Annotated in this window: 10 protein-coding genes and 2 rRNA genes; all 12 read left to right on the top strand. The window is 44.1% G+C overall.

Going from position 1 to position 11,661, the window contains the following annotated elements; all coding sequences use genetic code 11:
• Window positions 1-172, top strand: a 23S ribosomal RNA gene (locus CHL74_RS14025); the annotation flags it as partial.
• A 138-nt stretch (window positions 173-310) separates the two neighbouring features.
• Window positions 311-423: ribosomal RNA gene (gene rrf, locus CHL74_RS14020) — 5S ribosomal RNA — on the top strand.
• Window positions 424-585: 162 nt separating this feature from the next.
• Window positions 586-3,015 carry a glycoside hydrolase family 3 N-terminal domain-containing protein gene (locus CHL74_RS14015; RefSeq protein WP_094881820.1) on the top strand — a complete coding sequence of 810 codons (2,430 nt, stop codon included), beginning with the start codon at window positions 586-588 and terminating at the stop codon, window positions 3,013-3,015.
• Between the two features lie 205 nt (window positions 3,016-3,220).
• Window positions 3,221-5,134: a molecular chaperone DnaK gene (dnaK, locus tag CHL74_RS14010; RefSeq protein ID WP_094881819.1), complete on the top strand. Its 1,914-nt coding sequence runs from the start codon at window positions 3,221-3,223 to the stop codon at window positions 5,132-5,134.
• Between the two features lie 199 nt (window positions 5,135-5,333).
• A complete protein-coding gene (locus CHL74_RS14005) occupies window positions 5,334-5,885 on the top strand; it encodes a helix-turn-helix domain-containing protein (RefSeq protein WP_094881818.1) in 552 nt (183 codons plus the stop codon).
• A gap of 8 nt (window positions 5,886-5,893) precedes the next feature.
• Complete coding sequence (locus tag CHL74_RS14000; RefSeq protein ID WP_094881817.1) at window positions 5,894-7,153, top strand: site-specific integrase; 1,260 nt, start codon at window positions 5,894-5,896, stop codon at window positions 7,151-7,153.
• 20 nt (window positions 7,154-7,173) lie between these two features.
• Entirely contained in the window at window positions 7,174-7,800 is a 627-nt protein-coding gene (locus CHL74_RS13995) for a hypothetical protein (protein WP_094881816.1), read from the top strand.
• Between the two features lie 2 nt (window positions 7,801-7,802).
• Complete coding sequence (locus CHL74_RS13990; protein WP_094881815.1) at window positions 7,803-8,201, top strand: hypothetical protein; 399 nt, start codon at window positions 7,803-7,805, stop codon at window positions 8,199-8,201.
• Between the two features lie 185 nt (window positions 8,202-8,386).
• Window positions 8,387-8,746 carry a helix-turn-helix domain-containing protein gene (locus CHL74_RS13985; protein WP_094881814.1) on the top strand — a complete coding sequence of 120 codons (360 nt, stop codon included), beginning with the start codon at window positions 8,387-8,389 and terminating at the stop codon, window positions 8,744-8,746.
• Complete coding sequence (locus tag CHL74_RS13980; protein WP_094881813.1) at window positions 8,733-9,935, top strand: primase-helicase family protein; 1,203 nt, start codon at window positions 8,733-8,735, stop codon at window positions 9,933-9,935. The genes CHL74_RS13985 and CHL74_RS13980 overlap by 14 nt, the downstream gene beginning before the upstream one ends.
• A 73-nt stretch (window positions 9,936-10,008) precedes the next feature.
• On the top strand, window positions 10,009-10,953 hold the full coding sequence (locus tag CHL74_RS13975; protein WP_254923328.1) for a toprim domain-containing protein: 945 nt from the start codon (window positions 10,009-10,011) through the stop codon (window positions 10,951-10,953).
• Window positions 10,954-11,155: 202 nt separating this feature from the next.
• Window positions 11,156-11,497, top strand: a complete 342-nt coding sequence (locus CHL74_RS13970) for a plasmid mobilization protein (protein ID WP_254923327.1) — start codon at window positions 11,156-11,158, stop codon at window positions 11,495-11,497.
• Window positions 11,498-11,661: the final 164 nt, after the last annotated feature.

Raw genomic sequence — 11,661 nt, 5'->3', positions numbered from 1 at the left:
GCTGGGTATCCGAGTCTGGTTAGGATAAGCGCTGAAAGCATCTAAGTGCGAAGCCTTCCGCAAGATGAGAACTCCATTGAGGGTCGTTGTAGACGACGACGTAGATAGGCTGCAGGTGTAAAGACGGTGACGTCAAAGCCGAGCAGTACTAATTGCCCGAGACTTTCTTCACGAGTAGTCGTGCTTTCAGTTGTTGACAACTTTAACAACAGTTTTTGCTATATCAACGTGTCTATCTTATACGCACGCCACAAATAAATATAAATACTAATTAATAAATAATAATTAGAGTGAGCGTAGCGAACGAACATTAGGCGGTTATTGCGGCGGTGTCCCACCTCTTCCCATTCCGAACAGAGAAGTTAAACCCGTTTGCGCCGATGGTACTGCAATGCAATGCGGGAGAGTAGGTGGCTGCCTTCTTTTACTTGAGGTCTTCAGAGTCTAACGACTTTGAAGACCTTTTTTTGTATCTTTATATCTTGTTTTTAGTAGTTTTTTATTAATTTTGCATCAGCTAAAAACTGATTTCTTTATCTGAGGTTTTTTTAATAACTAATTGACAAACAATTAACATTATATAATATGATTCATAAGAATATATCCATTCTTGCCTTACTTCTTGCCACTACTCTTGTGCCCGTTTCTGCACAGTCGCACAAGCGTTCGTCAAAGAAGACAATGGTTGAAACTCCTGTCTATAAGCAGGCTTCCCGACCGGTGGAGGAGCGTGTTGCTGACCTGCTCAGTCGTATGACCGTTGAGGAGAAAATTGCACAGTTGCGTTGCCCGCTTGGTTGGCAGATGTATAACAAGACAAGCCAGAAGACAGTGGAGCCTTCCCAGCTCTTCCGTGATATGATGGACAAGGCGCCTATCGGTTCGTATTGGGCTGTACTGCGTGCTGATCCCTGGACCCAGAAGACACTTGAGACAGGTCTTTATCCAGAACTTGCAGCCAAAGCCATTAATTCTCTGCAACGATATGCTGTGGAGAAGACACGTCTTGGCATTCCTATCTTCTTTGCAGAGGAGACTCCACACGGACATATGGCAATCGGCACCACAGTTTATCCTACCGGACTCTGCTGTGCCAGCACTTGGAATCCTGACTTGATGTATCGTATGGGCGATGCTATGGGCAAGGAAGTTCGTTCGCAGGGAGGAAATGTCGGTTATGGTCCGGTGCTTGATGTGGCGAGAGAGCCGCGTTGGTCACGTATGGAAGAAGGATTCGGCGAAGATCCTTGGTTGGCGTCTGTCTTGGGTCCTGCTGTCGTTAGAGGCTTGCAGGGAGATGCTGCTGACGGAAGTCATGTTTATTGCACTCCTAAGCACCTTGCAGCATATGGCGTTCCTGAGGGAGGTCACAATGGTGGTGGTGTCTTTGTCGGAGAGCGTATGCTACGCTCTCAGCTTCTTCTGCCTTTTGAGAAGGCTGTCAAGAATGGCGCTGCTACGGTTATGACATCTTACAACCAGGTGGATGGCGTGCCATGTACGTCTAACAAGCGTCTTCTCACGGATATGCTTCGTGGCGAGTGGGGATTCGATGGCTTCGTTTACAGTGACCTTTATTCCATTGAGGTTATCCAGTCTCTTGGAGCCGCTCGCGATACAGCACAAGCTGCTTCCTTGGCTCTTAAGGCAGGTCTTGATATGGACCTTGGAGGTGATGCTTATGGCAAGCATCTTAAGAACGAACTTGACAAGGGTGCCATCAGTATGGCAGATATTGACCGTGCCGTTGCTAATGTCTTGCGTCTGAAGTTCCGTCAGGGACTTTTCGAAAATCCGTATGTCGATCCGAAGCGTGCCAAGACAACATGTCGTTCGGCAGAACATATGGCCATAGCAGAGCAGGTGGCAGAGGAAGGCACCGTCCTTCTTAAGAATGACGGAGTGTTGCCGCTCTCACGTTCGCTTGGCAGAATTGCTGTCATCGGTCCTAACGCTGACACACCGTACAACCAGCTTGGTGATTATACAGCACCGCAGGCCCGCGAGGCCATCCATACCGTTCTGGACGGAGTGAAGGCTGCCGCAGGTGACAAGACGGAAGTGGTGTATGCAAAGGGTTGTGCTGTACGTGATACCACTACAGCTGATATTCCCGCTGCTGTACGTGCTGCAGAGAGTGCTGATGCAGTGGTTCTCGTAGTGGGTGGTTCCAGTGCCCGCGATTTCCGTACTAAGTATATCGCCACTGGTGCAGCTATTGCATCCAAGGAGGTGCTGGATATGGACTGCGGTGAAGGTTTCGACCGTTCCACTCTGGATCTCCTCGGCAAGCAGGAACAACTCATTGATGCCGTAGCTACTGTTACAAAGAAGAATCACAAGCCACTTATCATTGTTTATATAGAGGGACGAACGCTGCTTATGAACAATGCTTCAGAGAAGGCTGACGCATTGCTCACCGCTTGGTATCCTGGCGAGCAGGGAGGAAAGGCTATTGCCTCCATACTCTTTGGCGATGCCAATCCGTCTGGTCGTCTCCCGGTGAGCATCCCGCGCAGTGTTGGACAACTCCCCGTCTATTACAGTGCCGGTAAGCAGCGCGACTACATGGATTTCACATCAGAACCGCTCTATCCTTTCGGCTACGGACTCTCATACACCACATTTGAGTATTCCGGTCTGAAGATAGAGAAGCTGTCTTCATCGGCAGTAGGTATGACATCAGACAACGGACTTATGATGGATGCCAGCCCTGCTGTTGCCAAGGTTACAGTAAATGTGAAGAACACCGGCAGCCGTGATGGCAGTGAGGTGGTGCAGCTCTATGTTCACGACCGTGCCGCTTCAGTGGCACAGCCGCCATTGCAACTCCGCGCTTTCGAGAAGATAAGTCTCAAGGCAGGCGAGAGCCGCGACGTGACCTTCACACTCGGTTTCGACGAACTCTCCATCATCGGACTGGATATGAAACGCGTGCTTGAAGCAGGCGAATTTGATATCATGGTGGGAGCATCTTCACAGGATATCAGACAGAAGGGAATACTCAAAATATGACATAATGGCATAATAAAAGGTGGCAGAAATGTCACCTAATGCTAATCGCCAACTTTTTGGCACACCATTTGTATATTATATGCCGAACACCGTTCAGAAGCGAAAATATGGAAGTATGGAAATACTGAGATATGGACGTAAGTGAATGATGTTCGGCATATTACATTTTATTAAACAAGAAAATAAAAATAAAAAATATACAATTATGGGAAAGATTATTGGAATCGACTTAGGTACTACAAACTCATGTGTTGCAGTTTTTGAAGGCAACGAACCTGTAGTTATCACCAACAGCGAAGGCAAGCGTACAACTCCTTCTGTTATTGGTTTCGTAAAGGACGGTGAGCGTAAGGTGGGCGATCCTGCAAAGCGTCAGGCCATCACCAACCCGAAGAACACCGTATATTCTATCAAGCGTTTCATGGGCGAGACATACGACCAGTGCGCTAAGGAGGTTACACGCGTTCCGTTCTCAGTAGTTAACGAGGGTGGTTATCCCCGTGTTGACATCGACGGCCGCAAGTACACTCCGCAGGAGATTTCCGCTATGGTGCTTCAGAAGATGAAGAAGACCGCTGAGGACTACCTCGGACAGGAGGTAACTGATGCAGTCATCACCGTTCCGGCTTACTTCTCTGACTCACAGCGTCAGGCTACTAAGGAGGCTGGTCAGATTGCAGGTCTCAATGTTCGTCGTATCGTGAATGAGCCGACAGCCGCAGCTCTTGCTTACGGTGTTGACAAGGCTAACAAGGATATGAAGATTGCCGTATTCGACCTCGGTGGTGGTACATTTGATATCTCTATTCTCGAGTTCGGTGGCGGTGTGTTTGAGGTTCTCTCTACCAATGGTGATACTCACCTCGGTGGTGATGACTTCGACCAGGTTATCATCGAGTGGCTCGTTAACGGCTTCAAGGCAGACGAAGGCATCGACCTCTCTAAGGATCCGATGGCTATGCAGCGCTTGAAGGAGGCTGCTGAGAAGGCTAAGATTGAGCTTTCAAGCACAACTTCTACAGAAATCAACCTTCCGTATATCTCAGCAGAGGGCGGTGTTCCAAAGCACTTGGTTAAGACTCTGACACGTTCACAGTTCGAGCAGTTGGCTCACAACCTCATCCAGGCTTGTCTCGTTCCTTGCCAGAACGCAATGCGCGACGCAAAGCTCCAGACTTCTGATATTGACGAGGTGATCCTCGTTGGTGGTTCAAGCCGTATACCTGCCGTTCAGACTCTCGTTAAGAACTACTTCGGTAAGGAGCCTTCAAAGGGTGTTAACCCCGATGAGGTGGTAGCTGTAGGTGCAGCCATCCAGGGTGCTATCCTTAACAAGGAGAGCGGTGTAGGCGACATCGTATTGCTCGACGTTACTCCTCTTACTCTCGGTATCGAGACAATGGGTGGCGTAATGACAAAGCTTATCGACGCTAACACAACTATCCCAGCTAAGAAGAGCGAGGTATTCTCAACAGCCGTTGACAACCAGACAGCCGTAACAATCCACGTGCTTCAGGGTGAGCGTCCTATGGCAGCTCAGAACAAGTCAATCGGTCAGTTCAACCTTGAGGGTATCGCACCGGCACGCCGTGGCGTTCCTCAGATTGAGGTAACCTTCGATATCGACGCCAACGGTATCCTCAACGTATCTGCAAAGGATAAGGCAACAGGCAAGGAGCAGGCCATCCGCATCGAGGCTTCTTCTGGTCTTAGCAAGGAGGAAATCGAGCGTATGAAGGCAGAGGCAGAGCAGAACGCTGCTTCTGATAAGGCAGAGCGCGAGAAGATTGATAAGCTCAACCAGGCTGACTCAATGATCTTCACAACCGAGAACTTCCTCAAGGACAACGGTGACAAGATTCCTGCTGACAAGAAGCCGGGCATCGAGCAGGCTCTCCAGCAGCTCAAGGACGCTCACAAGGCAGCAGACGTTGCAGCCATCGACGCAGCCATCGCCAACCTCAACAACGTAATGCAGGCCGCTTCTGCCCAGATGTATCAGGGTGGTGCACAGCCTGGCGCTGACGCTCAGGCAGGTGCTGGCGCACAGCAGCAGGCTGGTGGCGACGCAAAGGGCGACGACACAATCCAGGACGCAGATTTCGAGGAGGTGAAGTAAGTATAGATAACTACCGAAAGGTATAGATAGATAAATCCGCATAGCTCAATGAGTTATGCGGATTTTCTTTTTAGTTAAACTTTGTATTTCTTTCGCTCTTTTCGGATATTTGCTTTATTTTTGCACCATATTTGTACCAACACTTATTGGTAGATAATGTGACACTTAATAAACATAAGTAATAATAAAGTAGAATTGTATGGGTGTAGCAAAGTTTGAGATAACAAGAAAATGCAAGATTTGCGGTGAGCCATTCGTCGCAAAGACCATCACGTCTTGGTATTGCTCACCAAGATGTTCTAAAGTTGCATTTAAGCGTAGGAAAGATGAAGAGAAAAGAAATGAGCGTTTGGATGCCATAGCCAAAGCTATCCCGAAAGACCAGGAATACATAACTGTACCTGAAGCATATTCCATGTTTGGCATCAGCAAGGAAACGCTTTATCGTTTAATACGCAAGGGTGTTATTCCAAGTGTGAATGTCGGGCAACGTCAAACACGGGTAAGTAAAGAAACGCTTATGGAGATGTACCCTCTAAGGAAGAGCTTGCTTAAGAAGCAGCCCAAGCCCATTCCCAAGCTGTATAGTTTGGAACCAAAGGATTGCTATACGATACAACAAGCGTGTGAGAAATATCACATGAATGATAGTACACTCTATCTTCAAATCAGAAAGTTTTCAATTCCGACTCGGCAAATCGGCAATTTCGTATATGTGCCCAAAAAAGAAATAGACAATCTCTATAAATAAGCATCCCTATGAAGAAATCTCTATCCCACACCCGTGTTTCCGTGAAACTTCGCAAGGCAGAGTTTCGCAAGGAATGGTATCTTTACATAGAGTCATATCCGGTTATATCCAAAAACGGTGGCAAACCACAGCGAGTGCGCGAGTATGTCAACCGTACTATAACCACTCCGATATGGGACAAAAGCAGAACGGCAAGAACAGCTTCCGACGGAAGTGTAACATATAAGCCGAAACGTGATGTCAATGGTGTTATCCTTTGCAAGTCGGAGCTTGACCAAGAATCATGCATCTATGCAGACAAGGTCAGGGCTATTAGACAAAAGGAATACGATACCGCAGGACTTTATTCTGAATCAGAAGCCTCCTTATTGGAACAGAAAGAGAAATCGCAATGCGATTTTATTACATATTTCAAGAGTATAATAGATATTCGGCACAGGAATAGTTCAGACTCTATTATTGTAAATTGGAATCGTGTATATGCACTGATGCTCATCTTTACCGACAATCAGCCAATGGTCTTTGCCAACATAGACACAAAGCTGGTTGAGGATTTTAGATTGTTCCTTTTGGATGCTCCACAAGGAGGTAACAAGAAAGGGACAATCTCGCAAAATACGGCTTCCACCTATTTCGCAATATTCAAGGCTGGATTAAAGCAAGCGTTTGTTGATGGATATTTTGTATCTGATATTGCAGCTAAGATAAAAGGTATAAAAGAGAAAGAGGCAAGAAGGGAGCATCTTACCTTAGAGGAACTTAACCGATTGGTTTGTACACCATGCAACAATCCCACTATCAAACGTGCAGCCCTTTTCTCTGCTTTGACAGGTCTTCGACATTGCGACATTATGAAAATGACATGGAAGGAGTTGACAAAGGAAGGTATTCACTATCGCATCAACTTCGACCAAAAGAAGACAAAGGGCGTTGAGTACATGCCTATTTCTGAGCAAGCGTATGATCTATGTGGAGAACCCGGGCATCCTGACCAATTAGTATTTGAAGGTCTTCCTGCCCCATCCTGGATTTCCAAACCCTTGGCAAGATGGATTGAAGCATCAGGAATCACTAAGCATATCACTTTCCATTGTTTCCGCCATACTTATGCTACGCTCCAGCTGAGCAATGGCACAGACATTTTCACGGTAAGTAAGATGTTGGGACACACCAATGTTCGTACAACGCAGAGATACACAAAAGTGGTAGATGAAAAGAAAGAGAATGCAGCCGATGCAATCAAGATAGACTTGGCTGCTATCAAGTAACATATTCACCTATATTATATATGGCAAACATAATTGAAGAAATAATCAAGCGTTTACAAAGAGTAAACCATATCATAGCATCACGAACAAATGTATCAGACATTACATTTGCCGATGCTTGTGTGATAGCACAATTCTATCACGATTATCAGAACACCAACGGCATCATTGATGATGTTGAGAATTTGGCACGTCAAGACGGAAAATCCCTCTATGAAAGCGCTATAGGCTTAAAGAAGGAGGTGGATAAGTTTGTCTCTCTTGATTTGAGTGCTTGGAACGCATCGGACTTCATAAATATGGAGCAGTCTCACTTGAAAGAATATAAAGAGAGATGGGATGCGGCCAAAGATAAAGCAACGAATCTGTGGAGAAAGTATCAAACTGAAAGTAACAGACTTGATATGATGGATTTTAATTCAGAGGACTTCAAGACATTGGATGCACAGTGCGACAATATAAAGTTGGCATACGATGAAGCGCATAGGCAAGGAGAAGAACTATATGGCATATATAGGCAGGAGCAATTGAAGTGTGGACAGGTGCATTATTTTGAGATGCAATTTCTGGAGTTGCTGATTCGTAAAATATCAAAATTAGTAGATGTCATCCTAAAAAATGGAGAACACTTGGAGAAGGAGATATAGACATGATTGATAAATCTTTAATACTGAAAGAAATAGCTCAGTTGAGGGATATTGTCAACCTTGGCGTTTGTGTTGGGATTTATCAGACTTGTAATGGCAAGCAGTTCAAGCACATGCCCGCAAGCGACTTCATCAATTTTTTGAATCTCAAATTAGATAAAGCCAAAGTCCATCCACTGCCTCGACAAAAACAACGTATTTGCTATATGCTGTTTGCTGTTTCACACACCATTGCTTTGTCTGATTCCCCAAGACATTGGATAGAAAGTATGTTGGAACTATGCGATATTTCTATGGAATATTACGACAAGCATCATAAAGATTTCCTTAGTGTTGGAGTTTCGGAAAAGAACAAAGAATACAAAGAAATAATAGATGAATCCATAAAAAGGAGTTACTAAGTGTGGATATCCCCACCATTCCACGCTTTTCCACAAAACTTACATTGTTTAACTATTGGCAGATGCGTTATTCACTTATTATCAAGCGAATAGCGCATCTGTCATTTTTATATCCCCACAAAGCCCCACGTATTGCCACACAAACGTAGATGTACCTTTGCACACAGAAACAAATATTGATAAATATGCAACAAGAAAACATCACGTTTAATGACATGCCTCAGATGTTGGCTGTCATGTATGCCAAACTTAATGAGTTGGGTGATAAGGTGGACAAACTGATACCACCAAAGAAGAGTGAAGAACAGCAATGGTTCAATGTAGCTGATCTCATAGAGTTTTTGCCTACTCACCCGGCAGAACAGACCATCTATGGTTGGACGAGTGCAAGAAAAATACCATTTCACAAGAAAGGAAAGAATATCATTTTTAACAAGGCAGAAATAGAAGAATGGCTGAAAAGCGGTACTTATCGAAAATCGGAAGCAGATTTGGAGAACGAAGCAATGTCGTTTATAAATAGCAAGCGATATGGCAGACGTTAAAGAAGAATACATTCGTGTGGGTACATCTCTGTACAAACTGGCACACCAACCTTTAGCCAATGGAACGACAGTATTGCGTCGCATACCATGGAGTTTTGGGACAATCCGTCAAGACTATGGCAAAAGCCACACTCCGCCTATCAAAAAATATGATGGCTTCTGTACTGTGCCAAGTCATACAGATTACCATAAAGAGATAGATGGCTTCTACAATTTGTATGAGCCAATTACTCATGTGCCTGTTGAGGGCGAGTTTCCTGACATCATAAAACTGATGCGCCATATTTTCGGTGAGCAGTTTGAATTAGGATTGGACTATATGCAACTGCTTTATAGGCAACCGACACAGAAACTACCAATTCTGTTGTTGGTGTCTGAAGAGCGCAATACAGGTAAGACGACCTTCTTGAATTTCTTGAAAGCGGTGTTTCAAGACAATACCACATTCAACACAAACGAAGACTTCCGCAGTCAGTTCAATGCTGACTGGGCAGGAAAGTTGTTGATTGTCGTTGATGAGGTCTTGTTGTGCAGACGTGAGGATTCAGAACGTCTGAAAAACCTAAGTACAGCGCAGACATATAAGGTTGAAGCCAAAGGCAAGGACAGACAAGAAGTGAATTTCTTCGCCAAGTTCGTCTTGTGCTCCAATAATGAGCTTTTCCCAGTTATCATTGATACCGGAGAGACACGTTATTGGGTGCGCAAGATAATGCCGCTGGAAAGCGATGACACGAACTTCTTGCAGAAGTTGAAAGCGCAAATTCCAGCTTTCTTGTATTACTTGCAACATCGGGCACTATATAGCACTAAAGAGAGTCGTATGTGGTTCAATCCTACGCTTATTCATACGGATGCTTTGGAACGCATCATGCAATGCAACCGCAACCATACGGAGATTGATCTCGTAGAGTTATTGCGCAGCATTATGGAATGTCAGAAAGTGGACAAGGTTTCATTTATACCACAAGACCTGCTGCCATTGCTTTCGATTAATGGGGTAAAGGTGGAATTGTGGCATATTCGCAAAGTAGTGAAGGAGTTATGGCGATTGAAGCCGGCTCCCAATGCACTTTCATATACGACATACCAATACGACTACTCTAAGCCAACAAAATTTGGTGCAGTGAGTCGGGTGGGACGTTATTATACTGTGACTAAGGAGTTCATAGAATCATTAAACATATAATCTCTGTTGATTTGTTGAAATGATGAAAAGAAGAACATATACATTGTGGCATAAGCATTTACGGCTCAACAATATGGTCAACAATAGCTCAACGATTTTCTCTTTTCATCATCCGAACTCAACAATTCAACAACTCAACAACAAATTAACGATGAATACATTCGATAATAAGCATATACAGATAATTGACTTTCTTGCAAGTCACCATTATCAGCCTACTGCAAAGAAAGGAGCAAACTGGTGGTATTTGTCTCCATTGCATGATGAGAAAGCTGCATCATTCAAGGTGGACATCAATAAAAATGTTTGGTACGATTTCGGATTGGGTAAAGGTGGTGGAGTTAAAACCTTAATAGATCTGTTGTTTCATCCAAACAACTTTCAAGATTATCTTCGGAACTTAACGATTGCCAATACTGTTCAACAAATACAAGAAACGAAGACGGCAGATGGCATAGCTTTTACCAATATAGAAACTGAGGAGCTGAACCATTATGCCCTGTACAAATATGTTGTACAAAGAGGGATAACTTGGAATGTGGCAAAACGGTATTGTAAGGAAGTTCATTATCGTAGTCATGGCAGAAACTATTTTGCATTGGGCTTTCCAAATCGCTCGGGTGGTTACGAAATTCGCAATGCTTATTTCAAAGGTTGCATCTCTCCAAAGGATATTTCCGTAATATCACAAGGTAACGAAGTCTGCCATGTATTTGAAGGTTTCATAGACTTTCTATCTTATGTTGTGTTGCATGGAGATTGTGATGCCGTTGTGTTGAACTCTGTAATCAATGTTCCTAAGTGTATTAAGATCTTGGACAAGTACAACTGCATCTATTGTCATTTGGATAATGATGAAGCAGGACGTAATGCAACCTTGCAACTCAAAGCAAATTGCAGAAGCCAAACGATTGATGCATCAGACGAATATGCAGGAGATAAGGACTTGAATGATTTCCTCCGCAAGAGAAAAGTGGAGTCAGTTGATACAAGGCAACATTATAACTCCAAGCGATAAATGTTTCACTATGGTCAAAAACATGCGTTAGCAAATTATTAAGTTCTTTCGGGAGCAAGTTTGTGTTTTCGATATACGAAAACAGTAGCAATCGGTATATCCGATTGTGCTATTGTCTTTGCCTATCAAGCATATGGCAAAGGTCAATACCTATTGAGAAACTTGCACCTCAAGAACTGAAATCAAAAAGAATAAGAGATAAATGGCAAAACATGTTATCAACAATCCAGGAGGGCGCAAGCCTCTCCCTGAAGAGGAAAAGTATGGCAAGCCCATACCAGTTCGTTTCACACAAAAACAGTTTGTCCGTATCAAACGTAAGGCTGGAGAGATGCCCATAAGTACCTACATTCGTGAAGGTGCACTTCATGCCATTATACGCCAACCTGTTTCGAAGGAGTTGATGAAAGAGATAAGAGACTTGAATAATCTTGGAACGAATATCAATACCTTGGTTAAGTTTGGACCACTGGAAAAAGTGTGTGGATATCGTAGTACAATAAAAACACTATATTGTCCGTTTATAAAGTCAAAGAACGGATAAATATGGAAAAGTATAGACTCCTTGCAGAATGTCTTTTGCCCGAACACATGCTGGATTGGTTCGACCTTAAAGACGTGTTTGTAGAGCAAAAGAAAGAAACAAAGCTTGTTCACATATACCTTGACGAAAACGAGCTGAGACCAGGTGACAGAACCGATATTCGT

Source organism: Prevotella sp. 885, from assembly GCF_002265625.1.
Taxonomy (GTDB): domain Bacteria; phylum Bacteroidota; class Bacteroidia; order Bacteroidales; family Bacteroidaceae; genus Prevotella.
Note: the sequence above shows the minus strand (reverse complement) of the source record. Positions and strands in the feature narration are given on the sequence as shown.